The organism is Sagittula sp. SSi028 (genome assembly GCF_048553715.1).
Taxonomy (GTDB): domain Bacteria; phylum Pseudomonadota; class Alphaproteobacteria; order Rhodobacterales; family Rhodobacteraceae; genus Sagittula.
Map to the genome: position 1 here is coordinate 37,090 of NZ_JBLZNC010000006.1, position 24,773 is coordinate 61,862.

At 60.2% G+C, this 24,773-nt stretch carries 27 protein-coding genes; 18 read left to right on the forward strand and 9 right to left on the reverse strand.

The genetic code is table 11. From position 1 onward, the window contains the following. Nucleotides 1-292: 292 nt before the first annotated feature. From ACN5AZ_RS12370 to ACN5AZ_RS12400, 7 genes are read left to right on the forward strand one after another with little or no spacing between them, the layout of a single operon-like run. Nucleotides 293-994 carry a response regulator gene (locus ACN5AZ_RS12370; protein WP_419429201.1) on the forward strand — a complete coding sequence of 234 codons (702 nt, stop codon included), beginning with the start codon at nt 293-295 and terminating at the stop codon, nt 992-994. A 3-nt stretch (nt 995-997) separates the two neighbouring features. Next, nucleotides 998-2,716: an ATP-binding protein gene (locus ACN5AZ_RS12375; protein WP_419429202.1), complete on the forward strand. Its 1,719-nt coding sequence runs from the start codon at nt 998-1,000 to the stop codon at nt 2,714-2,716. Between the two features lie 3 nt (nt 2,717-2,719). Then, nucleotides 2,720-3,133: an HPr kinase/phosphorylase gene (locus ACN5AZ_RS12380; protein WP_419429203.1), complete on the forward strand. Its 414-nt coding sequence runs from the start codon at nt 2,720-2,722 to the stop codon at nt 3,131-3,133. A 1-nt stretch (nt 3,134) separates the two neighbouring features. Then, nucleotides 3,135-4,058 (forward strand): RNase adapter RapZ, encoded by a 924-nt coding sequence (rapZ, locus tag ACN5AZ_RS12385; protein WP_419429204.1) that lies wholly within the window; start codon nt 3,135-3,137, stop codon nt 4,056-4,058. Beyond that, nucleotides 4,055-4,453: a PTS sugar transporter subunit IIA gene (locus tag ACN5AZ_RS12390; RefSeq protein ID WP_419429205.1), complete on the forward strand. Its 399-nt coding sequence runs from the start codon at nt 4,055-4,057 to the stop codon at nt 4,451-4,453. The genes rapZ and ACN5AZ_RS12390 overlap by 4 nt, the downstream gene beginning before the upstream one ends. A 36-nt stretch (nt 4,454-4,489) precedes the next feature. Next, nucleotides 4,490-4,768, forward strand: coding sequence for an HPr family phosphocarrier protein (locus ACN5AZ_RS12395; protein WP_419429206.1), 279 nt, complete (start codon nt 4,490-4,492; stop codon nt 4,766-4,768). 30 nt (nt 4,769-4,798) lie between these two features. Then, nucleotides 4,799-5,677, forward strand: coding sequence for a lysophospholipid acyltransferase family protein (locus ACN5AZ_RS12400; RefSeq protein ID WP_419429207.1), 879 nt, complete (start codon nt 4,799-4,801; stop codon nt 5,675-5,677). A 26-nt stretch (nt 5,678-5,703) separates the two neighbouring features. Here the strand turns inward: ACN5AZ_RS12400 and ACN5AZ_RS12405 are convergent, their stop codons facing one another. Further along, nucleotides 5,704-6,579, reverse strand: a complete 876-nt coding sequence (locus tag ACN5AZ_RS12405; RefSeq protein WP_419429464.1) for a 3-hydroxybutyryl-CoA dehydrogenase — start codon at nt 6,577-6,579, stop codon at nt 5,704-5,706. Nucleotides 6,580-6,737: 158 nt separating this feature from the next. On the opposite strand from ACN5AZ_RS12405, the gene ACN5AZ_RS12410 reads away from it, so the two are divergent. Then, nucleotides 6,738-7,583, forward strand: a complete 846-nt coding sequence (locus ACN5AZ_RS12410) for a DUF6473 family protein (RefSeq protein WP_419429208.1) — start codon at nt 6,738-6,740, stop codon at nt 7,581-7,583. A gap of 80 nt (nt 7,584-7,663) precedes the next feature. Here the strand turns inward: ACN5AZ_RS12410 and ACN5AZ_RS12415 are convergent, their stop codons facing one another. The 5 genes from ACN5AZ_RS12415 to ACN5AZ_RS12435 all read right to left on the reverse strand — a co-directional run bounded on the left by ACN5AZ_RS12415 (nt 7,664) and on the right by ACN5AZ_RS12435 (nt 14,513). Then, on the reverse strand, nt 7,664-8,590 hold the full coding sequence (locus tag ACN5AZ_RS12415) for an electron transfer flavoprotein subunit alpha/FixB family protein (protein ID WP_419429209.1): 927 nt from the start codon (nt 8,588-8,590) through the stop codon (nt 7,664-7,666). Further along, a complete protein-coding gene (locus ACN5AZ_RS12420; RefSeq protein ID WP_419429210.1) occupies nt 8,590-9,348 on the reverse strand; it encodes an electron transfer flavoprotein subunit beta/FixA family protein in 759 nt (252 codons plus the stop codon). Before ACN5AZ_RS12420 ends, ACN5AZ_RS12415 begins: the two co-directional genes overlap by 1 nt. A 233-nt stretch (nt 9,349-9,581) precedes the next feature. Then, complete coding sequence (locus ACN5AZ_RS12425; protein WP_419429211.1) at nt 9,582-10,712, reverse strand: M48 family metallopeptidase; 1,131 nt, start codon at nt 10,710-10,712, stop codon at nt 9,582-9,584. After that, the gene (locus ACN5AZ_RS12430) at nt 10,712-11,953 is read right to left on the reverse strand and encodes a YjgN family protein (protein WP_419429212.1); all 1,242 of its coding nucleotides are present in this window, start codon (nt 11,951-11,953) and stop codon (nt 10,712-10,714) included. Before ACN5AZ_RS12430 ends, ACN5AZ_RS12425 begins: the two co-directional genes overlap by 1 nt. A gap of 130 nt (nt 11,954-12,083) precedes the next feature. After that, on the reverse strand, nt 12,084-14,513 hold the full coding sequence (locus ACN5AZ_RS12435; protein WP_419429213.1) for a DNA topoisomerase IV subunit A: 2,430 nt from the start codon (nt 14,511-14,513) through the stop codon (nt 12,084-12,086). Nucleotides 14,514-14,689: 176 nt separating this feature from the next. Between ACN5AZ_RS12435 and ACN5AZ_RS12440 the strand changes: the two genes are divergently transcribed. The 4 genes from ACN5AZ_RS12440 (at nt 14,690) to ACN5AZ_RS12455 (ending at nt 16,993) form a co-directional block, all read left to right on the forward strand. Then, nucleotides 14,690-15,232, forward strand: coding sequence for an SH3 domain-containing protein (locus ACN5AZ_RS12440; RefSeq protein ID WP_419429214.1), 543 nt, complete (start codon nt 14,690-14,692; stop codon nt 15,230-15,232). A 40-nt stretch (nt 15,233-15,272) separates the two neighbouring features. Further along, nucleotides 15,273-16,103 (forward strand): SDR family NAD(P)-dependent oxidoreductase, encoded by an 831-nt coding sequence (locus ACN5AZ_RS12445; RefSeq protein ID WP_419429215.1) that lies wholly within the window; start codon nt 15,273-15,275, stop codon nt 16,101-16,103. Nucleotides 16,104-16,205: 102 nt separating this feature from the next. After that, nucleotides 16,206-16,409: a twin transmembrane helix small protein gene (locus ACN5AZ_RS12450; RefSeq protein ID WP_419429216.1), complete on the forward strand. Its 204-nt coding sequence runs from the start codon at nt 16,206-16,208 to the stop codon at nt 16,407-16,409. A gap of 11 nt (nt 16,410-16,420) precedes the next feature. Beyond that, nucleotides 16,421-16,993, forward strand: a complete 573-nt coding sequence (locus tag ACN5AZ_RS12455; protein ID WP_419429217.1) for a cob(I)yrinic acid a,c-diamide adenosyltransferase — start codon at nt 16,421-16,423, stop codon at nt 16,991-16,993. Nucleotides 16,994-17,009: 16 nt separating this feature from the next. Here the strand turns inward: ACN5AZ_RS12455 and ACN5AZ_RS12460 are convergent, their stop codons facing one another. After that, nucleotides 17,010-18,308 (reverse strand): cytochrome P450, encoded by a 1,299-nt coding sequence (locus ACN5AZ_RS12460; RefSeq protein WP_419429465.1) that lies wholly within the window; start codon nt 18,306-18,308, stop codon nt 17,010-17,012. Between the two features lie 178 nt (nt 18,309-18,486). Between ACN5AZ_RS12460 and ACN5AZ_RS12465 the strand changes: the two genes are divergently transcribed. Beyond that, nucleotides 18,487-19,065, forward strand: coding sequence for a hypothetical protein (locus ACN5AZ_RS12465; protein ID WP_419429218.1), 579 nt, complete (start codon nt 18,487-18,489; stop codon nt 19,063-19,065). Nucleotides 19,066-19,163: 98 nt separating this feature from the next. Beyond that, nucleotides 19,164-20,339 (forward strand): elongation factor Tu, encoded by a 1,176-nt coding sequence (gene tuf / locus ACN5AZ_RS12470; protein ID WP_419429466.1) that lies wholly within the window; start codon nt 19,164-19,166, stop codon nt 20,337-20,339. 123 nt (nt 20,340-20,462) lie between these two features. On the opposite strand, the gene ACN5AZ_RS12475 is transcribed toward tuf, so the two are convergent. Beyond that, complete coding sequence (locus tag ACN5AZ_RS12475) at nt 20,463-21,200, reverse strand: hypothetical protein (protein ID WP_419429219.1); 738 nt, start codon at nt 21,198-21,200, stop codon at nt 20,463-20,465. A gap of 274 nt (nt 21,201-21,474) precedes the next feature. On the opposite strand from ACN5AZ_RS12475, the gene rpsJ reads away from it, so the two are divergent. The 4 genes from rpsJ to ACN5AZ_RS12495 are packed head-to-tail and all read left to right on the forward strand — an operon-like array spanning nt 21,475 to nt 23,417. Beyond that, a complete protein-coding gene (gene rpsJ, locus ACN5AZ_RS12480) occupies nt 21,475-21,780 on the forward strand; it encodes a 30S ribosomal protein S10 (RefSeq protein ID WP_017467315.1) in 306 nt (101 codons plus the stop codon). Nucleotides 21,781-21,790: 10 nt separating this feature from the next. Then, nucleotides 21,791-22,510 (forward strand): 50S ribosomal protein L3, encoded by a 720-nt coding sequence (gene rplC, locus ACN5AZ_RS12485; RefSeq protein WP_419429220.1) that lies wholly within the window; start codon nt 21,791-21,793, stop codon nt 22,508-22,510. After that, complete coding sequence (gene rplD, locus ACN5AZ_RS12490; protein WP_419429221.1) at nt 22,507-23,124, forward strand: 50S ribosomal protein L4; 618 nt, start codon at nt 22,507-22,509, stop codon at nt 23,122-23,124. The genes rplC and rplD overlap by 4 nt, the downstream gene beginning before the upstream one ends. Further along, nucleotides 23,121-23,417 carry a 50S ribosomal protein L23 gene (locus tag ACN5AZ_RS12495; RefSeq protein WP_419429222.1) on the forward strand — a complete coding sequence of 99 codons (297 nt, stop codon included), beginning with the start codon at nt 23,121-23,123 and terminating at the stop codon, nt 23,415-23,417. The genes rplD and ACN5AZ_RS12495 overlap by 4 nt, the downstream gene beginning before the upstream one ends. 577 nt (nt 23,418-23,994) lie before the next feature. Here ACN5AZ_RS12495 and ACN5AZ_RS12500 read toward each other — a convergent pair. Then, nucleotides 23,995-24,525, reverse strand: a complete 531-nt coding sequence (locus tag ACN5AZ_RS12500; RefSeq protein ID WP_419429223.1) for a hypothetical protein — start codon at nt 24,523-24,525, stop codon at nt 23,995-23,997. Nucleotides 24,526-24,773: the final 248 nt, after the last annotated feature.

The following is a 24,773-nucleotide window of genomic DNA, read 5'->3' on the forward strand; positions in this document are numbered from 1 at the left end:
GCCGGTAATCAATCCCTTAACATGGGGGTCTTGTGGCGCAATAGGGTGACGCGGTGGGTTTAGCGCAATCATTTATATTTTAGCGCAACCATTTTCCCCGATCCGGAACGTCTGCCGCCGAAAGGCGGAATACTATACAAAAGGGGTGGTACATTTTAGCCATTCCTTTGCCAAATTCGGGTCCGATGTACGGCAGGCGAATGGCCGATTCGCAGTTAAGGATTGCCCGGATGCGGGATTTCGCGGATACTGAGGAAAAAACAAGGTAACAGAGCAGTATAAGGACACTAAAATGTCTAAGATCGCCCTAGTGGACGATGACAGGAACATCCTGACATCGGTCTCGATGACGCTGGAAGCAGAGGGCTTTGAGGTCGAGACCTATAACGACGGCCAAGCCGCATTGGACGCCTTCAACAAGAAGATGCCCGATATGGCCGTGTTCGACATCAAGATGCCGCGCATGGATGGCATGGATCTGCTGCAACGCGTGCGCCAGAAGTCCAAAATGCCGGTCATTTTCCTCACCTCCAAAGACGACGAGATCGACGAGGTTCTCGGCCTGCGGATGGGTGCGGATGACTACGTGAAGAAACCCTTCAGCCAGCGTTTGTTGGTTGAACGTATCCGTGCATTGCTGCGCCGCCAAGAGGCCGTCGCCGGCGAGGTGGTCGGCGAGACCGAAGACACCAAGCTGATGACCCGCGGATCGCTGACGATGGACCCGCTGCGCCACGCTGTAAGCTGGCGCGGCCAAGACGTGTCGCTGACGGTTACGGAATTCTTGTTGCTGCAAGCCCTTGCACAACGTCCGGGTTTTGTGAAATCTCGGGATCAACTTATGGACGTCGCCTATGACGACCAAGTTTATGTTGATGACCGCACCATCGACAGCCACATCAAGCGCCTGCGCAAGAAAATGCGGACTGTCGATCCTGACTTCTCCGCCATCGAAACGCTCTACGGTATCGGGTACCGCTACAACGAAGAGTGATCGATGGCCCTGGCCGAACGGATACCCATGCGCGATGGGGACGACGAAAATCGTCGGGATGCCGATGTTGTTTTGGGGGACGATTGGGTCGCCCCTGACAGCACTGTTGAACAAGAACTGCGTGCGCAGCGTGCGCAGCGCGGTCTTTTCACGCTGAACCGATCACCGCTGACCCGCAAGATCATCACCTTTAACCTGATTGCGTTGAATGTGTTGGTCGCGGGTGTGCTGTGGCTGAACTCGTCGCGCGACACGTTGGCGATCCAGCGCGTCAACTCCTTGCAGTCCGAGGTGGAGCTGATTGCCGATACCTTTGAGGCGCAGCTTACCGATGACAGCGCGCCTTTGGGGGCGGACGGTGGCGTGGATGTGGCGCGCACGCTCAACGGCATTGATCTGCGCCAAGGGATGCAGGTCTATGTCTTTGACGCGGCGACGTTTCTTGTGGGCGAGACCGCCGGACAGATGGCGCCGGTCATTGCGCCTCGTGCCAATGAGGATGACAGCACGGTCATTTCGGATTTCCTGAACGGTTTGTGGCAGGGGGCTGCTGGGCTGTTCAGCTATTTCTCGGACGAGCAAGACATGCTGATCGAGGATCGGCTGCGTCGCGATATCGAAACCGGCGCGTCTGGCGTGACCCGCGTCGCGCAGCAGACCTACACGGGCGATACGGTATTCCACGCGTTCTCTCCGATCCGCGTGGGCGATGCGATTGCCGGAACTGTGGCGGTCGTATCCTCTGCAAGGGAGATCGACGCCGCTGTCCGGGCCGAACGCGAACGCGTGCTGCAGATGTTTATCATTGCAACGCTGGTTTCTATTGGTCTGAGCCTTGTTCTGGCCTCCACAATCGCCAATCCGATCTCTGATCTGGCCGACGCGGCAGAGATCGGCCGCGATCGGGACCGCAAGCACAAAACCACCGGCCGCATCCGTATTCCGGATCTGACCGCACGCCCCGACGAGATCGGGCGTTTGTCCGGCGCGCTCAGGGGGATGGTGTCCGCGCTGTACGACCGGATCGACAGCAATGAACAATTCGCTGCGGATGTGGCGCATGAGATCAAGAACCCGCTGGCCAGCTTGCGCTCTGCCGTGGGCAGCCTGCGCATGGTCAAGAAGGAAGAGCACCGGCAAAAGCTGCTGGACGTGATCGAACACGATGTACGGCGTCTGGACCGTCTTGTCAGCGACATCTCCAACGCGTCGCGTCTGGATTCCGAATTGGTCAAAGAGGAAGAGCTGGAATTCGACCTGATCAAGATGATCAGCAACCTGTCGGAATTCCTGGGTGAGGATGCGCGCAAACGCGGGATCGAATTTATCTCTGATCTGCCGAAACGTCCCATTCCGATCAACGGGCTGGAGGCACGTCTTGCGCAGGTCTTTGTGAACCTGATCACCAATGCCATTTCGTTTTGCGAGGACGGGGACGCGATCCGCGTCTGGGCACGGCGACGCGACAATCGCGTTCTTGTGGTGGTCGAGGACACCGGCCCCGGCATCCCCGAAGAGGCTCTGCAGAAAATCTTTAAACGATTTTACACATCGCGTCCGCAGCAGGAGTTCGGCAACAACTCGGGCCTCGGTCTGGCGATCTCCAAGCAGATTATCGAAGCGCACGGCGGCGTGATCTGGGCGGAAAACATCCGCCCGACGGAGGCAGATGCCACATCCGAGCCCTTGGGCGCGCGTTTTGTCGTCGGGCTTCCTGTTTAAAGCATGGACATGCGGCTCCACGGATCAGCGGTCGCGGTCAATGGCCGCGGTCTGCTGATTTGCGGAGCATCCGGCAGTGGTAAATCATCGCTGGCGCTGGCCATGATGGGGCTGGGTGCGGTGCTGGTTGCGGACGATCAGACGATCCTGCGCCGCAGCGGAGATGCGATCTTGCTGCAGGCCCCTCCGTCGATCAACGGCATGATCGAGGCGCGCGGGCTGGGCATTCTCTCGGCGGATACGGTTAAGGCCCCATTGCATGCGGTGCTTGATATGGACATCACAGAAGACAGCCGCCTCCCGCCTATACGAATGAGAAATCTCCTTGGGGTAGATGTCCCGTTACTGCACAAATCCGAGGGTGCCTATTTCCCCGCCATGCTCGTACAATACATGAAAGCGGGACGAAGAGAGTGACATGGGTGAGTCGACGCAGGAAACACGGGTTGTCTTGATCACCGGGCCATCGGGCGCGGGCCGGTCCTCTGCGATCAAGGTGCTGGAAGACATCGGGTTCGAGACCATCGATAACATCCCGCTCAGCCTGATCCCCAAACTGCTGGAGGGCAGCGATCCTTTGGACCAGCCGCTTGCCTTGGGGATCGATGTCCGCAACCGCGATTTCAGCGTCGAGGGTCTGCTGCATCTGCGACAAACCTTGGGCAAGCAGACGCAGAATGTTGATCTGTTGTACCTCGACTGCTCGGTCGAGGTGCTGATGCGGCGGTATTCCGAAACCCGCCGGCGGCACCCGATGGCCCGCGACGAAAGCCCCAACGACGGTATCTTGCGCGAAAAGCAGTTGCTCGAAGACCTGCGAAGCCGGGCTGACATCCTGATCGACACCAGCGAGCTGACGGTCCACGATCTGCGCGCCGAGATCGAAGGCGGGTTCGGCGCGGTGACGGGGCAGGGCATGGCGCTGTCGGTGCACAGTTTCTCGTACAAACGTGGTCTTCCGCAGGGGTTGGATATGGTGTTCGACTGCCGGTTCCTGCGCAATCCGCATTGGCAGCCCGAGTTGCGGCAGGGGACGGGGCTCGATCCCGAGGTGGGGGCGTATATCACCGAAGATGCGCGCTTTGCCCCTTTCGCGGATAAGGTCGAGGATCTGATCACGATGTTGTTGCCCGCTTGTATCGAAGAAGGGAAATCCCATTTCTCTATCGGCTTCGGGTGTACCGGGGGCCAGCACCGTTCCGTTTTCCTTGCCGAAAGCATCTCGGCCGCCCTTGCACGTCAGGGCTGGCGCGTGTCTATTCGCCACCGTGAACTGGAACGCCGCAGTGCAGCACCGATACGGGTGTCTGCGGACGATCTGAGTGGAAGGAAAGCCGGTTGATCGGGATTGTCATCGTCGCCCATGGTGGGTTGGCAAAGGAATATCTGCTTGCGGTGGAGCATGTCGTTGGTCGGCAGCCCGGTATGGCTGCTATCTCGATCGAGGCGGATTGTGACCGGCCGCTCAAGCAATCCGAGATCATGGAGGCGGCCAATTCCGTCGATCAGGGGCAGGGTGTGGTCGTGGTGACCGACATGTTTGGCGGATCACCGTCAAACCTGTCTTTGAACGCCTGCCGCCCCGATGATCGCCGCATCCTGTATGGGGCCAATCTGCCCATGCTGATCAAGCTGGCCAAAAGCAGGCATCTGCCGGTGGCAGACGCTGTGCGCAGCGCGTTGGAGGCCGGGCGCAAATACATCGACAGTCAAAACGTCCCGTCCCAGCCCGGCTGAGACGCGCGTACCCAGACCGCAAGAAAGACCAAACGCATGAGCGACAGCTTCCGCCGCACCCTTAAAATCATAAATGAAAAAGGCCTTCATGCGCGGGCTTCGGCGAAACTTGTCGAAGTCGTTGAAGGGTTTGATGCCCATTGCGAGGTGTCGCGGGATGGCATGTCCGCAGGTGGCGACAGCATCATGGGGCTTTTAATGTTGGCAGCGGCCAAAGGAACCACTATTGAGGTTCAAACCTCTGGCCCGGACGCCGAGGCGCTGGCCGATGCGGTGGAGGCCCTGGTGGGCGACCGTTTCGGCGAGGATTGCTAAGCCCCGGGTCACCAAAATGGGACAGGGGCCATGGTAGACAGCAGCCAGACAACGGGCATTTCTGCACGGCCCGCCACCGAGGCATCAGAGCCGTATGACAAGCGGCGTGTCAGCTATGCCAACACCTTTACCAACCCGTGGAAGGCGAATGCCATCCGGGTGATGGAATGGACCACCGGCAAAATCCCTCTGCTGCGCCTTGTGCGCCGGTTCGAGGCCTTGGGCTATGTCGAGGGGCAGGCGTTCTGGGCGCAAGCGCTTAAGGTCATGGGGATTGACCTGAAAACCCCGCAGGCGCAGATCGACAACATTCCAAAAGACGGCCCTGTGATTGTCGTGGCAAATCATCCGCACGGTCTGGTTGACGGGATGGTTCTGGCGGAACTGATCGGCCGCGTGCGCACCGATTACAAGATCCTGACGCGGTCGTTGCTGACGGGTGTTCAGGAAATCGATCCCTTTATGATCCCCGTGCCCTTCCCGCACGAGGCGGACGCCCGCGAGCAGTCACTGGAGATGCGCGCCAAGGCGATGGATCACCTGAAACAGGGCGGCGTGATTGCACTGTTCCCGTCGGGGGTTGTCGCCTCGTCCGAGGATTGGTGGGGCCCCGCGATTGAACAGGGCTGGAACCCGTTTACCGCCAAGATGATCCAGCGGTCCGGTGCGACTGTTGTCCCGATCTATTTCCCGGGGCAGAATTCGCGCGCTTACCAGATTGCGAACCAACTGTCTGCGACGCTGCGCCAAGGGCTGCTGATCCACGAGGTGATCCACGCCTGCGGACGCGCGCAGGCCCCTGTGGTGGGGCAACCCGTGACGCCGGAGGAGATCAAATCCTTTGTCGGCGGTCCGCGAGAACTGGTCGCTTGGCTGCGTGAGAAAACGCTTGGCCTGAAAGGCGAATAAGCAGGCCGCGTGGCCCGCCCAGTGGCTCAGCGCGTCGGCACCGGCGTTTCGCCGCGGTAATCATAGAAACCGCGCTGCGTTTTCCGGCCAAGCCAGCCGGCTTCAACGTATTTTGTCAGCAGCGGGCAGGGACGGTATTTGGTATCCGCCAGCCCGTCGTGCAGCACGTTCATAATGGCGAGGCAGGTGTCGAGGCCGATAAAATCGGCCAGTTCCAGCGGCCCCATGGGATGGTTTGCGCCCAGCTTCATCGCCATATCGATGGACTGCACGTTTCCGACCCCCTCATACAGCGTATAGACCGCCTCGTTGATCATCGGGATCAGGATACGGTTAACGATAAAGGCCGGGAAATCTTCGGCGCTGGCGGCGGTCTTGCCAAGGTTGTTCACCACCTGCAGGCAGGCGTCATAGGTTTCCTGATCCGTCGCAATGCCGCGGATCAGTTCGACCAGCTGCATGACCGGAACGGGGTTCATAAAGTGGAAGCCCATGAACCGTTCGGGCCGGTCGGTGCGGGACGCCAGACGGGTGATCGAAATCGAAGAGGTGTTCGAGGTCAGGATCGTCTCTGGCCGAAGGTGATTGGCCAAGGATTCAAAGATCTTGTGCTTAATCTCTTCGCGTTCGGTGGCCGCCTCGACCACCAGATCGGTGTCGCCGATGGCGGCAATATCCAAGGTGGTCGAAATGCGCGCCAGCGCCGCATTGCGGTCGGACTGGCTGACTTTGTCGCGGCTCACCTGCCGGTCGAGGTTCTTGGTAATCCGGGCGACGGCATCATCAAGCGCATCTTGGCGGACATCGTTCAGCCGCACCTCATAGCCGGCAAGGGCCATCACATGCGCGATCCCGTTGCCCATCTGGCCTGCGCCGACGACTCCGACCGACTTGATTTCCATATGCTGTCTCCACGGCTGTTCCGGCGCACCATATGGCCCTGCGAGGTCCAACCGCAAGAGGCGGAAACAATTCAGGTTCTCGGGAAATTTTAACATTAGCGAATTCGCAAAGGGTTTGGGTGATTCTCCTCCTCGGGTGAAAGAAAAGGGGTGGTGCTATGTCTATGCATGGCGGGGGTCAGTCGACTCTGGAATATTATCCGTGCCGTTATGGCAATTCGCGCGTCCTGTTTCGTGGGCCGCGCAGGCCACTGGACGGGGCCTATGTGGCCTTTGTCGGCGCGACTGAGACATACGGGCGGTTCATTGAAACGCCGTTTCCGAAACTGGTTGAGGATGCGGTTGCCGTGTCATGCGTCAATTTCGGTGCTGTGAATGCGGGTGTGGACCTTTATCTCAACGATCCTGCGGTGCTGGACCTGATCACGCAGGCAGAGGTCAAAGTCGTCCAGATCATGGGCGCGCAGAACATGGCCAATCGGTATTACGCAGTCCATCCGCGTCGCAATGACCGGTTTCTGCGCGCCTCCGACCGGCTGGAGGAGCTGTATCCAGAGGTCGATTTTACCGAGTTCCACTTTGTGCGCCATATGCTGGGACGCCTGCAGGAGGTAAGCGAGGAGCGATTTGCAATTATAGTGGATGAGCTGCGGCTGGCTTGGGTGGCGCGGATGAAGCAGCTTTTGACCCAGATACATGGGCAGGTGGTCCTGCTGTGGTTTGCCGGATCGCCGCCGCCACAGGATGATCTGCCGGATCTGGGACAGGATCCGCTGTTCATTACGCGCGACATGATCGAGACGCTGCAACCGCGTGTCACCAAGGTAGTGGAGGTGCTGCCCTCTGCCGCTGCGCGCGAGGACGGGACCACGGGCATGGTCTATTCCGATTTCGAAAGCTATGCCGCGCAGGAGTTACAAGGCCCGCGCGCCCATCAAGAGGCCGCGTCAAAACTGGCGCAGGTTCTGGCCCCGATGTTGGGTCGTGCCGCGCCACCGGATTAAGGCCACGAAAAAGCCCGCCACGGGGGCGGGCTTAAACGATACGCTGCAGGGCCAAACTGGGTCCTCGCGTTGCGTTGTGCTTACAGCTTTTCGGTCAGCTCGGGGACGGCGTCGAACAGATCGGCTACCAGACCGTAGTCCGCGACCTGGAAGATCGGCGCTTCTTCATCTTTGTTGATGGCCACGATGACCTTGGAGTCCTTCATCCCTGCGAGGTGCTGGATTGCGCCAGAGATACCCACGGCGACATACAGGTCCGGGGCGACGACCTTGCCGGTCTGGCCAACCTGCCAATCGTTCGGGGCAAAGCCCGAATCGACGGCTGCGCGCGATGCACCGACAGCCGCGCCGAGCTTGTCCGCCAGCTTTTCGATGATGGCAAAGTTCTCTTCGGAGCCGACACCGCGACCACCGGAGACAACAATCCCCGCCGAGGTCAGTTCGGGGCGGTCGGATTCGGCCACCTTGTCTTCGACCCATTCGGACAGACCGGGGTTCTCGCCCGCTGCCACGTCGGACACGGCAGCGGAGCCACCGGTCGCAGCCGCGTCAAAGGTTGAGGTCCGGAAGGTGATGACCTTTGTCGCGTCCTTGGATTTCACCGTCTGGATCGCGTTGCCCGCGTAGATCGGGCGTTCAAAGGTATCGGCATCCACAACACCGGTCACGTCCGACAGCACCATCACGTCCAGCAGCGCGGCAACACGCGGCAGGATGTTCTTGGCGTCGGTGGTTGCGGGGGCCACGATGTGGCTGTAGTCGCCAGCCAGCGACACGATCAGCGCCGCTGTGGGTTCCGCAAGACGGTGACCGTAGGTCGCGTCCTCGGCCACCAGAACCTTTGACACACCGTCAATGGTTGCGGCCTCGGCGGCGGCGTCCTTGGCGGACGAGCCTACGGCCAGAACGGTCACGTCACCCAGTGCTTTGGATGCGGTCACGGCCTTGGCGGTGGCATCCATCGCCAGTGCGCCGTCATTGATTTCAGCAAGCAGCAGAACGGCCATTACACGATCCCCTTCTCTTTGAGTTTCGCCACCAGTTCGTCGACCGAACCGACCATTTCACCGGCTTCGCGTGCGGCGGGCTCGCCCGTGGACACGATTTCCAGACGCGGAGAGACATCGACGCCGTAATCGGCGGGGGTCTTTTCCTCCAGCGGCTTTTTCTTGGCCTTCATGATGTTGGGCAGCGAAGCGTAACGCGGCTCGTTCAGGCGCAGGTCGGTGGTGATGATGGTGGGCAGCTTGACCTTGATGGTCTGCAGGCCGCCGTCGACCTCACGTGCGACAACGGCGGAATCGCCGTCCACGTCAACGGTGTTGGCGAATGTCGCCTGCGACCAGCCCAGCAGCGCGGACAGCATCTGGCCGGTTGCGCCCAGATCGTTGTCGATCGCCTGTTTGCCGGCAATCACCAGACCGGGCTCTTCGTCCTTGACGATGGCAGCCAGCAGCTTTGCCACGGCGAGCGGTTCGATATCGGTGTGCACGTCATCGGCAGCGTTCACGAGGATGGCACGGTCTGCGCCCATCGCCAACGCGGTGCGCAGGGTTTCCTGCGCCTGCTTCACGCCGATGGAAACAACAACGACCTCGGTCGCCTTGCCTGCTTCCTTGAGGCGGATGGCCTCTTCTACAGCGATTTCGTCGAAGGGGTTCATCGACATTTTGACGTTCGCCAGATCGACACCGGAACCGTCCGCTTTGACGCGAACCTTCACGTTGTAGTCGATCACGCGCTTGACGGGTACGAGTACCTTCATAAGCGTGTTTCTCCTCAATTCGCGGGATGGATGCGTCCCGCACACTTCCTCTGGCTAGTGGTGTAGCGCGGCGGGACCTGTGGAAACAGGGCAAAAACGTCGCGCTATGGGCAAACTACGTCGCGTTGCCTGTCACCATCGCTCTGACGAATTGGTAGGGAGGCTGCACTAAAGTTGCAATAGCGGCGCAGAAAAAGGAAGGATCTTACGCTGCGGCGCCGCGTGGTGCAGGGCTATTCGCAGACCTGTTGCAGATCACGCCATTGCGCATCGCTTAGAATCGGGCGCGTTTGGGTTTGTTCCAGCGCAAAAAGCTGGGCCCGTGCCGCGCGGTCCGATGTGACGGGATGGGACGAGAAATATTCGGGCAGGCCGTGACCGTCATGGCCTTCGTGCTCTGCCAGCGTTTCAAAGAAGTCGGCAAAGCCCGTGGCATCAATCTGGGCCGCCTCCATCATTTCAAGCGCGAACATGTCCGCTGCGGCTTCGGCATCGCGGGTGTAATGTGCGGACAAGAGCTGTTCGCCCAGACCGGCGAACAAGGCCCCGCCCGTGAAATCGCCGACCAGCATACTCAGCAGACCGGCAGACCCGGCCGCGCGCAAAGCCAGCCGCGTGGCATCGCGGCTTTCCACATGGGCCAGTTCATGGGCCAGCACACCGGCAAGCTCTTCTGCGCTGCGGGATTCGTCGATCAACCCTTGGAGGATAACCACCTGCCCGCCGGGCGCGGCAAAGGCGTTGACCATCGGATGATCGAACACCTGAAGATCAATCGCATAGCTCATGTCACGGGTTGCGGTCAGGCGGTTTAGCATGACGTCCAGCGCCGCCAGACCGGCAGGATCGTCACAGACCAGCGTCTCTGCCCCGCCCATCCATTCAAGCTGCTGCTGCATCTGGGTCACGACCGTGCGGCCAAAGGCGATTTCGCGGTCGATGGGGATCACGCGCGCCAGCACATTGGCCAAGGCAGGCAGGATCACCAGCAGGATCAGCGCGGTCGCAGCAATGGCCCCCGCAGCATAGACGGCCAGCTTGCGCAGCATACCGGGCTGGCGTTCGACCTTGCCCAGATCAGGGCGTGTGCGCAGCATCCAGTCGATCAGTTCGGGATCAAGGATCACCAGCCGCGCTGTGTCGCGGGGCGCTTCGTCAAAGCTGGCGGTGTGGCGGGTGACGGACAGGCGGTCGCCTCCGGCGCGTTTGGTGACCGTCCGCAGATCCATCAGGCGCCATTGCACCGGATCGGGCAGGCTGTCTGAGGTGATAATCAGCGCGGAACGGTCGGTGGACAGGGCCACATGCGCCGCGTGTCGGCGCGCGGTCAGCCCGTCATAGAAGTACGCCATCGGGCCGTGCATCAGATCGCCCCCCCGATGTCCAAGGCATCGGCAAAGCCGTCGGCGTCAATGCCGGTGAGCGCCTCACGCTGGCTGATGCGGTCCAGGGCTTGCGGGTTGGTGACGGTGATGGTGTCGATGTAATGCGCCAGCGTGGGCTGCGTGATCAAAATCATGGTCAGGGCGCGCAGCACCACGATGCCGATCAGATAACCGATCACGATCACCGCACCCAGAACCACCGCTTGCATAAGCATCGCGTCGGCATCGCCACCCGGAGCAGACAGATTCGGCCCCATCAGAATCGGCGCGGACAGGATGCCTATCGCGCCAAACACCACCGACCCGATCAGGCCGATCAGGATCACGCCAAGCACGTAGATACGGATGACTTCGCGGGTTTTGGGGCTGGCGTGAAACCGGATGTCGTCGCCCTCGCCGGGGTGGCCGATCACCTTATGGCTCATCAGATAGGCAAAACTGTTCACCGAATAGGACACATAGCCGACAACCAGCCAGATCACCCCGACCATCCCAGCCAGCCCGCCCAAGATCGGCAGGCCAATGCTGTCCCGCGCCGCGCCAAGCGCAAACAGCGCCACCGATCCAAACAGGATCATCAGGGCGATCAGCAGGTGTTTCATGGGGCGGTACAGCGCGGTCCAATGACCCAGTTGGCGCAGCGGCGTGGTGCCGAAATAACTGTGGTTGGTCATGTAGGCTTCGAGCCGGAAGGTCATCAGCGGCCAGAGCGCGCCCAGCGACACGACCGTCAGGGCACCGTATCCCAGCGCGCGCCAGACATAGCCCCACGCGCCTTTTTCCATGCCCAGCCGGATGCCCCGAAACCGCGTGCGGGCCATCTTGTAGCGGCGGGCGCGGTAGATGGCGAACAGGGCAAAGGGGACGACCGCCAAGGCAGGCAGCGAGAGCACAACCGCTTGGGCCAGCGCGCCTTGGCCGCTGTCGGGGAGAAACGTCACGCCCAGAAAGAACAGCAGGATTTGCCACAGGCCGAGGTAGACAGCCAGAAACACCACCGCCACCAGAAACCCTAGGAATTTTTCCAGTCCGGTGCCGGTGTATTCAAAACGGTCACCGCCCGCATCGACAGAGGCCCAGATATAACGGCGGATGCGGGTCTTTTGCCAAAAGCGATAAAGCCCAAGCGTCACGACAGTCAGCAGGCCGGTTTTCAGCGTCAGACCGAAAAGCGGGCCTTTGGCGCCGGTGTAGTCAATATTGATGTTGTGGTCCTGCACCGTTGCCTCGTCGACTGGTTAACATGTGTCAGCCTACCGGCCAAGTTGACGGAGTAAAGCGCCGAGACGGCCCTATATCCGGATGCGCGCAATGAAAAACCGGGGCGCGTGGCCCCGGTTTTGGTCAGGTTCAGTTGAACTTGTTGTCGCGTGGGAAGCCGCGCGGGGCCATGCGGCCCGTGCCCGCGCGTTTTGCGATATACTCCTGCAGCTCGTCGGCGCCGACGGTGCGGGTGCGCCCCGCCGGATCCAGCCAAGTCAGCCCGGCCTCTAGGGTGAAGGTCCGCGCATCCGACAGGCCGCCGTCCTTGTATTTCTGCAGGCGGACACCTTTGCCGCGACCCATCTCGGGCAGCTCATCAAGCATGAACACTAGCATCTTGCGGTTCTCGCCCACGACAGCCACGGCATTGCCGGTGACAGGTTTGCAGACCAAGGCGCGGGTGGGTTCCTTGACGTTAAGCACCTGCTTGCCGGACCGCGTTTGCGCGACAACGTCGTCCTCTGGCACGAGGAAGCCATCGCCCGCGCTGGAGGCGACCAGCAAACGCTCGCCGGGGCGGTAGATCAGGATATCGAGGATTTCGACATCGTTGGGCAGATCGACCATCAGCCGCACAGGTTCGCCCATGCCGCGCCCGCCGGGCAGGTTGGCGGCCAGAACGGTGTAGAAGCGCCCGTTCGATCCGAACACCAGCAGCTTGTCGGTGGTTTCCGCGTGGAAGATAAAGCGCGGCCCGTCGCCGTCCTTGAACTTCAGCTCGCGGTTGAGGTCGATATGGCCGGTCATGGCGCGAATCCAGCCCATCTGCGAGCAGACGACCGTCACAGGTTCGCGTTCAATCATCGCTTCCAGCGGCACATCTTCAGCCTCTGTCGCCTCGGCAAAGGTGGTCAGGCGCTGGCCGCGGTTGTAGCCCTTGGTGAATTGTTTCTTCACCTCCTGAAGCTCTTCCTTGACGCGGGTCCACTGCAGATCCTCGGAGGCCAGAAGATCCTCGATCCCTGCGCGCTCTTCCATCAGGGCGTCGCGTTCGCGGATCAGTTCCAGCTCTTCAAGGCGGCGCAGCGCGCGCAGCCGCATGTTGAGGATCGCCTCGGCCTGCACATCGGACAGCCCTTCGGAGCGGCCGACAAAACGGGCGGGCACCTTGGCGTCCGTGCCATCGTCGGCCAGTACACCGCGTTCGATGGCGTCGGGGTCCTCGGCGAGGGTCAGCGATTTGACGTCCACGCCCACCAGTGGCGAGCGGTAATCGGATTCGTCAGTCGCGCGGGGGATGCCCGCCTGATGCGGTTTTGACCAATCCTCGTACATCAACGCGGCCTTGGGGTCGTCATCATAGCGGATGATGTCGATCACGCGGTCAAGGTTGAGGAAGGCGATGATAAAGCCTTCGAGCTTTTCGAGCCGGTTGTCGATTTGCGCCATGCGGTGTTTGGACCGGCGGACCAGCACCTCGCGGCGGAAATCAAGAAAGGCGCGCAGCACTTCTTTGAGCGAGCAGACCTTTGGCGTAACGCCGTCGATCAGCACGTTCATGTTCAGCGAGAACCGCGTTTCCAGATCCGTGTTGCGGAACAGCGCGTTCATCAGCACGTCAGGATCAACGTTCTTGGACTTCGGTTCCAACACCATGCGGATGTCTTCGGCTGATTCGTCGCGGACATCTGCGAGAATCGGCACCTTTTTGGTCTGGATGACCTCGGCAATGCGTTCGACCAGCTTGGATTTCGCCACCTGATAGGGGATTTCCGTGACGACGACCTGCCATTGGCCGCGTCCCAGATCCTCTACATGCCAGCGCGCGCGCAGCCGGATCGATCCGCGCCCGGTGCGATAGGCGTTGGCGATGTTCTCGGCGGGTTCGACAATCACACCGGCGGTCGGGAAATCCGGCCCCGGCACGTATTGCAACAGGGTGTCGTCCACCGCATTGGGCGATTTGATCAGATGCAGGCAGGCATTGACCAGCTCGCCGATGTTGTGGGGCGGAATGTTCGTCGCCATGCCCACCGCGATCCCGGAGGAGCCGTTCGCCAGCAGGTTGGGATAAGAGGCCGGCAGCACCGATGGCTCTGTCAAGCGGCCATCGTAGTTGGGGCGAAAATCAACGGCGTTCTCGTCGAGCCCGTTCAGCAGTGCTTCGGACATGACGGTCATGCGCGCCTCGGTGTAGCGCGAGGCGGCGGGGTTGTCGCCGTCGATGTTGCCAAAGTTGCCCTGACCGTCGACCAGCGGGTAGCGGATTGTGAAATCCTGCGCCAGTCGGGCCATGGCATCATAGATGGCCGCGTCGCCATGCGGGTGGAAGTCCCCCATGGTATCCCCTGATATCTTTGCAGATTTCAGGAAGCCGCCAGTGGAACTAAGTCGCAGCCTGCGCATTGCATACAAGATACGACGGTGCACTGGCTTTAGCCCGTCCCGTGCGTCGGGCAGGGCTCGGTGCATGATGGTCGAGAGCGCATACGTCAGGTAGCGCTCGCCAATGGCACGGCGGAGAGGCTCCGCCATGTTGCGGGTGGGATCAATGGGATCGAGATCATCGTCGGACATGACGTTTGTGATACCGTTGCCTTTCGGGCGCAGCAAGCGACGTTGTGGGAAATCTTGTGACCTTTCCCCTTCGGGACAGTCGGGGAATCGGTTAATCAATTGACAGGTCTTCTAGCTGCTGAAGACTTGGCCGGTTGCTGTTTCCGGTCGTAAAGAATCTTGGGGGGTGTTCGGGGATGGTACGTCTTATCCTTTTGACGTTTGGTGTACTTGGTTGGGCTTGGTACGAGCTGTCGGGTGGGGCGCAATTCCAGCCCGGACAAAACGGTGTGACATTGCTGGCGGTGCCGGATGTTATCGAGACGCCGCTGCCGAAGGCGGATGCGCGCGAGGAAATGGTTGCACGCAGCACGCCCGGCGATCTGAATGCAGTGATCCAGCCCGCTGTCGCCTCGCAGGTTGAGCGCGTCAAAACCTCTTATGTGACGCAGGCCGCTGCGGTGGTGACGCCCGCTGTCATGACCTCCAACACGGTGGCTGCTGCCGCACCTGCCGCGCTGGATGTTACAGAAGCCCCTGTTGATTACCGCGAGGTGACTGCAAGCCGTGTGAACCTGCGCCGTGGTCCGTCGACAAGCCACAACGTGCTGACGCAACTGTTGCGCGGCCAAGAGGTTGAAGTTCTCGACGACAATGGCACCGGTTGGGTGAAGCTGCGCGCGCTGCAGGGCGATGATATCGGTTGGATGTCCGACGATTTCCTTGTCGCGGTAAACTGATATGTTGACGGCGCGGGGGATCTTCAGTCTCTAGCGCCGCATGACACAGAAAACGATCCTGATCACCGGATGCTCTTCGGGCATCGGATATGACGCTGCCCACGGGATGAAAGCCCGTGGCTGGCGTGTTTTTGCTTCTTGCCGCCAGCAATCGGATTGCGACCGGATGCGCGCGGAGGGGTTCGACAGCCCACGGATTGACTACACCGAGCCCGATAGCATCCGCACTGGACTGGCCGAGGTGTTGCAGGCCACGGGCGGCACGCTGGATGCCCTGTTTAACAATGGTGCACATGCCACCCCCGGCGCGTTGGAGGATCTGCCGACCGACGCCCTGCGCGCGATCTTCGAGGCCAACGTCTTTGGCTGGCACGATCTGACACGGCAGGTGATTCCGGTGATGCGGGCGCAGGGGCACGGGCGGATCATCAACCATTCCAGCGTGCTGGGCCTTGTGGTGATGCCGTGGCGCGCGGCTTACAGCGCAACTAAGTTCGCCACCGAAGGGCTGACCGACACGCTGCGCATCGAAATGCGCGACACGGACATTCACGTGGTGGCGCTGAACACGGGGCCGGTGACGTCGAAGATCCGGGTCAATTCGATCCCGCATTTTGAACTTTGGGTGGACTGGGAAAACAGTCCACGCGCTGCGCAGTACCGCGACAAGCTGCTGACACGTCTGTATGAATCCCGGGGCAAGGATGTGTTCGAGCTGCCGCCTTCGGCGGTGACGGAAAAGCTGATCCATGCCTGCGAGGCGGCACGCCCCCGTCCGCGCTACTACATCACCCGCGCCACGCATCTGATGGGGGCGGCCCGACGGCTGATGACCACCCGCCAACTGGATTGGCTGATTTCCAAGGGCTAGCCCGCGACAACCCGCGCGGTTCGCTTTTGCGGCGCACAGGGCTATGTCCACCGGCAAACCGGCAAACCGGCCACAGCACGTGGCACATGCAAGGAACAAGACATGAGAGACGATCCGCTGTTTATCGTTATGGCCGTGGCCATGTTCGCCGTGGTGGGCGTGTTGATGTTCGGCATCGGCAGCTTTGCCAAGGGCGGCAAGTTCAGTCAGAAATGGTCGAACAAGGCGATGCAATGGCGGGTCGCGGCGCAGTTTATTGCGGTTCTGCTGATCATGCTCTTTGCCTATGTGCGCAGCAAAAGCTGAGGGAGGCATTCATGGTTGTCCTAAGCAAGATCTATACCCGCACCGGCGATGCGGGTGACACCGCGCTGGGCAATGGCACGCGCGTCAAAAAATACGACCCGCGTGTCGAAGCCTATGGCACCTCGGATGAGCTGAACGCCTTCGTAGGCGTCGCGCGGCTGGAGGCCTCTGGCGAGATGGATGCGGCTTTGGCGCGCATTCAGAACGACCTGTTCGACCTTGGCGCGGACCTGTGCCGCCCGGATATGGAGAAAGACGCTGACGCCGAATACCCGCCCCTGCGCATGGTCGAGGCGCAGGTCACGCGGCTGGAGGCGGAAATTGACGCAATGAATGCGTCGCTGGAGCCTTTGCGCTCATTTGTCCTGCCCGGTGGGTCTGTGCTGTCGGCGCATCTGCACGTTTGCCGCACAGTGGCGCGACGGGCGGAACGGCTTGCGGTGGATCTGGCCGGTCAGGCACCCATCAACGCCGCCGCCGTGAAATACCTCAACCGGTTGTCAGACTGGTTCTTTGTTGCGTCTCGCATTGCCAATAACGATGGCAAGGATGACGTGCTGTGGGTGCCCGGCGCGCACCGGTAAAGGTACCTCACGCGGATCAGACAGGTGCGGCGTTTAACCAGACGCCGCCCTGCGGGCGCAGGGTCAGGATCATGACGGGGGCAGGGTCGCGGCCTTGCACCGGCGTGAACCGCAGATTGGCCACCAGAGTTGCCAGAGTGATCACCGCTTCTTGCAGCGCAAAGCTGGCGCCAATGCAGATGCGCGGCCCGTCCCCGAATGGAAGATAGGCATAGCGGTCTGGTTTGCGGTCCCAGCGGTCGGGGTGAAACCGGTTCGGATCATCATACAGCATGTGATGTCGGTGCAAGGCGTAGATCGGCAAGATAACGGTATCGCCGCGCCGGATCTCGCGCCCGCACAGCGTATCAGGCCCCATTGCGGTGCGGGACACCATGCCAGCGGGCGGATACAGGCGAAGCGCTTCGTCAATGACTTTTCGGATGTAGGGCAGGCGGGCCACATCGGCTCCGCTCGCGGTGGGCCCGTTGAGAACGGCCTGCGCCTCGGCGCGCGCGCGGTCCTGCGCGTCCTGATCAAAGGCCAGCAAGTACAGCGACCACGCCAGTGTCAGCGCCGTGGTCTCATGCCCGGCCACGATAAAGGTCAGCAGATTGTCCCGCAGTTCCGAAGGCGACATGCGGCGCTGCGTCTCGGGGTCTTCGCCCGCCAGCAGCAGGTCCATCAAATCGGGCACATCCCCCGGCGCGCGCTGCGCGCGGTCGGCAATCGCACGGTCCGCCATGCGTTTCATCTGAGCGACGCCACCGGCATGAAAGGCGCGGCCCGGACGCGGTACCCAATCGGGCATCCCGAGGATATCAAACAACGACACCTTGCCCGCCTCTGCGATATAGGCGTCGATGGCGCGATGCACCCCGTCGCGATCAAAGGCGCTGTCACCGGAAAAGGTCACATCCGAGATCACGTCAAAGGTCACGCTGACCATTTCGTCTAGGAAATCTATCGCCGCAGGCCCTGATGCACGGATCCGGTCCACTGAACGCGCAGCCGCTTGTGACATGACAGGCGACAGGTTCATCACGTTGCGGTGGCTGAACACCGGTGCTGCCGCGCGTCGTTGCCAGCGCCAATGCGCCCCTTCGGCAATGAACAGGCTGTCGCCAATCGCGGGGCGCAGCAGGTTCTTTGTCACCAGAGATTTCGGATAATTGTCGAGGTTTTCCAGAAGCATCCGTCGGATGGCACCGGGGTCCATCACCATATGCCAGCGCTTGCCGGTTTTGCCGGACACCATCGGTTGCCGCGTAGCAAGATCGGGGATGATGGACAGCACGTTCTGACGCGTCGCCTGCAGGGAGGCCCACAGCCCCATAGGTTGTGTCACCAGCGGCACGTGAACCGGCTGTCGTTTGTCAGACGTCGGCACCAAAAGCTCCCTCTCTGTGGTATCCCTGCAAACATAGGCGGGAATGCGCCGGAGACAAAAGCCCGCCGAATTGCACCATATCGCCGGAGAGGGTACGGAAATTGAGGTCCAAAGGGGGATTTCGATGCTGCGGTCTTTTGTTCTTTTGCTGGGTTTTCTCGGGTTGGCGGCCTGTTCCAACGCGACCAAGGATTTGTCCGAACCGGTGGAGCCTTTGGGCGATTTCACGCTGGGACATGCAGTTGTGGTTGCGCCGAACCTGAACATGGTTGGCATTTCCAAAGACGCCCCGAAAGAGGACTGGATCAGCGCGGTGGACACGGCCATCGAACAGCGCTTTCGCCGCTATGAGGGGGGTAAGTTCTACCACCTCGGCATCAGCCTCGAGGAATATTCGCTGGCCGTTCCCGTGCCGCTGGTGCCGTCCAAATCGGGTCTGTCGCTGCGTGTGACGGTCTGGGACGATGCTGCCAAAGCCAAGATGAACGAGGAAACCCATGTCATCCGCGTCATTCAGGTTCTGCCCTCTTACGGGATGAGCAAACAGCGCCAGATCGACTCGCTGGCCGAAGAGGCCGCGCTGCGGATCGAGACATGGCTGCGGGAACGTATGACTGAAGATACGTGGTTTGCGCCCGCCCTGTCCGCCCCTGTGGTTGTGGCGGGGCCGTCACCCGAGGATGTCGCGCAAAGCGCAGAGTAATGTGACGGGTTGATTTTCCGCGCGCGACTCAATACATGGCGCGCGATGGAAACCCGGGCCGCCAGTCTGGCCCCTTGAACCACGAGGCGTCTTTAGAGATGGCAAAGGAAAAGTTTGAACGCGGCAAGCCGCACTGCAACATCGGCACCATCGGTCACGTTGACCACGGTAAGACCACGCTGACGGCGGCGATCACGAAGTACTTCGGTGACTTCAAAGCCTACGACCAGATCGACGGCGCGCCCGAAGAGAAAGCCCGCGGGATCACCATCTCGACCGCGCACGTGGAGTACGAGACGGAAGCACGTCACTACGCGCACGTCGACTGCCCCGGCCACGCCGACTACGTCAAGAACATGATCACCGGTGCGGCGCAGATGGACGGCGCGATCCTGGTTGTGAACGCAGCTGACGGCCCCATGCCGCAGACCCGCGAGCACATCCTGCTGGGCCGCCAGGTTGGCATCCCCGCAATGGTCGTGTTCATGAACAAGGTTGACCAGGTCGACGACGAAGAGCTGCTCGAGCTCGTCGAAATGGAAATCCGTGAACTGCTGTCCGAATACGACTTCCCGGGCGACGACATTCCGATCATCGCGGGTTCCGCGCTGGCGGCGATGGAAGGCCGTGACGCCAACATCGGCGAAGACAAGATCAAGGAACTGATGGCCGCAGTGGATGAGTACATCCCGCAGCCCGAGCGTGCTGTTGACCAGCCGTTCCTGATGCCGATCGAAGACGTGTTCTCGATCTCCGGTCGTGGTACCGTTGTGACCGGCCGTGTCGAGCGTGGCGTGATCAACGTGGGTGACGAAATCGAGATCGTGGGCATCCGCGACACTTCGAAAACCACCTGCACCGGTGTTGAAATGTTCCGCAAGCTGCTGGATCGCGGTGAAGCCGGCGACAACATCGGCGCCCTGCTGCGCGGTGTTGACCGTGAAGGCGTCGAGCGTGGCCAGGTTCTGTGTAAGCCGGGTTCGGTGAAGCCGCACACCAAGTTCGAGTGTGAGGTCTACATTCTGACCAAGGAAGAAGGCGGCCGTCACACTCCGTTCTTCAAGAACTACCGTCCGCAGTTCTACTTCCGCACCACCGACGTGACCGGCACCGTTGAGCTGCCCGAGGGCACCGAGATGGTGATGCCGGGCGACAACCTGAAGTTCAACGTTGAACTGATCGCGCCCATCGCGATGGAAGACGGTCTCCGCTTCGCCATCCGCGAAGGCGGCCGCACCGTTGGTTCCGGCGTTGTTTCCAAAATCATTGAATGATTTTGAAACAACGCCAGTGTGACGCCGCGTGGCAGTGGCTTCCGTAGGAAGCGCACGAGAACGCGGTGTCAGCACCCGGTTGAGATAAAGAAGGCCGCTCCATACTGGGGCGGCCTTTTCTGTTCAAAACGGTATTTCGTCGTCGGTATTTGGTGCGTCTAAGCCCTCTTGGGATTTGTCTTCGATCTGTTTCGGTCGATTGGGTGCAGCAAGCTGATCCGTTCTTTTTGAGTGCCCAAAGAAAATTTCTTTTACACGTTCTAACTGATCGATAGCTGGCTTCAGGTTTTCTGCTGCGCTTCCTAAAGCTTGAGTCAGGTCAATCATTCGCCCGAACGCGGCGTCAATCGTGGTCTGATCACGATCGACTTCGGACTGGAGCGACGAAACCTTTTTGAAGATTGAGTCCCTCTTAAAACCCTCTTTAACTTCGGAGTTCACGATCTTTCGAATTTTAGAAAGGTGTTCGCCAATCTGCGACTTATAGTCTTGGCCGATAGCGATCACGGTTCCGGCGTCACCGTTTTCGAAGCGCTCTGCTCTGAGGGCGTACCTAGTAGTAAGATACCCAACTTTCGAGCGGAACGCGTTGAAGCGTTGGATGAATTCTGGATCGCCAAGTTCACTGATGTCCGGAAGCTGCGTGTCGAGTCCGTATTCATCCAGGAAGGCCAGTATGGAATTCACGTAGTCGCGTTCGGGCTCGAAGAACCCTTCATAGTTCCCATTATGATCGACATTGTACTCGCGGTCATTTGAGCGCCGTTGCTCGAAGGCTATACGAATTTTTGCTTCATAGCGAGCAAACGCCTCTTCGCGGTTCGTCGGCAACTTTGTTATATCAACTTCATCAAAAATCATACGTCAGTCAGCCTCACGTTTCACGTTTCACGTTATAGATGTAGGGATAGACTGGGAATGCGGTATGGGGAATGGTGTGCGCGTTTGACCCGGAGCTGACCACCATACACAGCCCCTAACAAACGCTTGCCCCATCCGTCCAAACCCCCTATACGCGCCACACGATCTTAGGGTCGTGAAGGGCGGGGTGATTCTCCGCCCTTTCAGGTTCGATGAGGGGTTCCGATGAGCGGGGCTCGTCCTCTCAACCTCAATGCCAAAATAGGACTGTTCGATGAACCAGAACATCCGTATCCGGCTCAAAGCGTTTGACTACCGCGTGCTGGACGCCTCCACTCAGGAGATCGTCAACACCGCCAAGCGCACCGGAGCACAGGTCCGCGGGCCCATCCCGCTGCCCAACAAGATCGAGAAATTCACCGTTCTGCGTGGCCCGCACGTGAACAAGAAATCTCGTGACCAGTTCGAGATCCGCACGCACAAGCGTCTGCTCGACATCGTCGATCCCACGCCTCAGACCGTGGATGCCCTCATGAAGCTCGACCTCGCCGCCGGCGTTGACGTCGAGATCAAGGTATAAGGGGGTGACCATGCGCTCTGGTGTGATCGCGAAAAAGATCGGCATGACGCGCGTCTTCCAAGAAGACGGCAAGCAGATCCCCGTCACCGTGCTGCAACTCGACAACCTGCAGGTTGTTGCGCAGCGCACTGAAGAAGCCAACGGTTACTCCGCTGTCCAGCTGGGCTGTGGCGCCGCCAAGGCAAAGCGTACCTCGCAGGCAATGCGCGGCCACTTTGCAAAGGCCGGTGTCGAACCCAAGCGCAAGGTGGTTGAATTCCGCGTGGCGCCCGAGAACCTGATCGAAGTGGGTGCGGAAATCATCGCAGACCACTACTTTGAAGGTCAGTTCGTGGACGTCTCCGGCATCACCATCGGTAAGGGTTTTGCAGGTGGTATGAAGCGTCACAACTTCGGTGGTCTCCGCGCCACTCACGGTGTGTCCATCTCCCACCGTTCGCACGGCTCGACCGGTCAGTGTCAGAACCCCGGTAAGGTGTTCAAAGGCAAGAAAATGGCCGGCCACATGGGTTCCGTTCGGGTGACCACGCAGAACCTGCAGGTCGTCAAGACCGACGCAGACCGCGGTGTGATCCTGATCAAAGGCGCCGTCCCCGGACCGAAGGGTTCCTGGGTCACCGTCAAGGATGCCGTGAAAAAGCCGACCCCGGACAACGTTGTCCTGCCGGCGGCTGTGCGTTCCGCAGCGACCGCGGAAGCGGCACCTGCTGAAGAAGGAGGCGAGGCATGAAACTCGACGTGATCAACCTCGACGGCGGTTCCGCTGGTGAAGTCGAGCTGGACGAGGCCCTGTTCGGTCTCGAGCCGCGCGCCGACATCCTGCACCGTGTCGTGCGCTGGCAGCGCAACAAAGCGCAAGCTGGCACGCACAAGGTCAAGACCCGCTCGGAAGTGTCCTACTCGACCAAGAAGATCTACCGCCAGAAAGGCACCGGTGGCGCACGTCACGGTTCCCGCAAGGCGCCCATCTTCCGCAAGGGGGGCATCTACAAGGGTCCGACGCCGCGTTCGCACGGCCACGACCTGCCGAAGAAAGTCCGCGCACTGGGCCTGAAAATGGCTCTGTCGGACAAGCTCAAGAACGGCTCGCTGGTCGTGATCGAGAACGTTGAAGGTGCAGCAAAGACCAAGGCCCTCGCGGCTCAGGTGTCCAAGCTGGGCTGGAAGCGCGCCCTGATCATTGACGGCTCCGACGTGAACGAAGCGTTCGCCAAGGCAGCGCGCAACATCGAAGGTCTGGACATCCTGCCGACCATCGGTGCCAACGTTTATGACATCCTGAAGCGTGACACCCTGGTGATCACGAAGGCGGGTGTCGAAGCTCTGGAGGCACGACTGAAATGACCGTTAAGGCAGAACAGTACGACGTGATCCGCAAGCCGATCATCACCGAAAAGACCACCATGGCGTCCGAGAACGGCGCGGTTGTCTTTGAAGTGGCCATCGACGCAAACAAGCCGCAGATCAAAGACGCCGTCGAGGCGCTCTTTGGTGTCAAGGTGAAGGCCGTGAACACGACCATCACCAAAGGCAAGGTGAAGCGTTTCCGTGGCAAGACCGGCAAGCGTAAGGACGTGAAGAAGGCATATGTGATGCTCGAAGAGGGCAACACCATCGACGTGGCCACCGGCCTGTAATTCAGCCCGGATCGTAAAGATCGAAAGGCCCTCGCTTAACGCGGGGGCCTTTTTTGTTAAGACGTGGCCGGATTTGAATGGTTAATTTCGGTGGTTTTGGCCGCTGGGGCAGGGGGTTAACGCGACGCACGGTGGATTGATTCGGCTGCGTTAACCTAATTGAAAGGTGAGTCCCGACCGGTTTCCGCGGAGAAAACGGTCGGTTGGTAAGAGGTATTAAGCGGGGTTTCGGCCCGTTTGCGGTGAGGCGTGCGCTTCCAAGGGCTGGGGCCCCGGATTTAGGCGTGACGTTGAGTTTTAGGGTTTCACGGGTCCGTGATGTGCGGCGATCGGGCGCTGTCTCGGAAACGACCGAAGCGCGGAACAAGGGCCGCAGGCCCGCCGCGTCAAAGCCACAGCGCCCTATCGCCCTACGATGCGCCGGTGCCATTGGCCCGCCTCCGAGGGGACGCGCCGACTCTTGGGTTAATCGTATTGGAAGTCAGATGTGGTCTGCGGACGCTGAGGGGTAAGCTGCCAGTTGCACAGGTCAGAGAGCAGCTCCTCCGAGGCGTGTATGGCACGTCCTACGCAATCACTAGGCAACGTACAGTTCCCTTACGTCGGGCGTGACGTGATGGACGTGCTTCATTAGATCCATTCCGCTCGATAAGCCAAGGGCATGATTGGCCGCAGCAAACATTGCATGCCAAGTTTCGGGTAAGACCGGACCACGCATCTCGGTATCGTGCACGAAGCTTACAAACAGTAATGACGCATCGACACCGTTATTTCTTAGCCACCAGAGGTGCGCCAGCCTGTTGCCGTATTGGTAGAACGCCTTGGTCCAATCACACGGAGATATAAGTCCGAGATCATCATGCATCGCGCCAAAGGCCCGCGCAATCATGGCGTGGGACGCCGCTCCTGCCTGCGAAGCAGGTGACAGGAACTCCTTGGTGTGAGCCTTTGCCTCAACGAGTACCGGACCTTTGAATGTCGTCCCAAGCGCATCCCATTGCGGTCCACGCTGTGGCCAGAAGGTCTTAAGCGACGCGCCGAGGTGTGAGAGGCCAACGTGATCCAGAAAGCTCTCGTCGCGGTATTCGGCATAATGATCCTGTGCCAATGGTGAGAGCCATGTTATCGGTGGGAGGGACGCCGGTTGAAGTCGCTGGGGAGACTTGTTGACCGCGACTTGAAGCCATTTCAGGCTCCCTCTCTGTCCGATTTTCTGCTCCACACGCATTCGCAGTTCTTTTTATTGCTATGAGAGATGTGCCACTATCCCATGGAAGCCTGACATGTCCAAGCGCCATCTTGATTGGCTCTTGACCAGCTAGGCTCCATCCCCTACACGACCCCATCGGCTGCGGC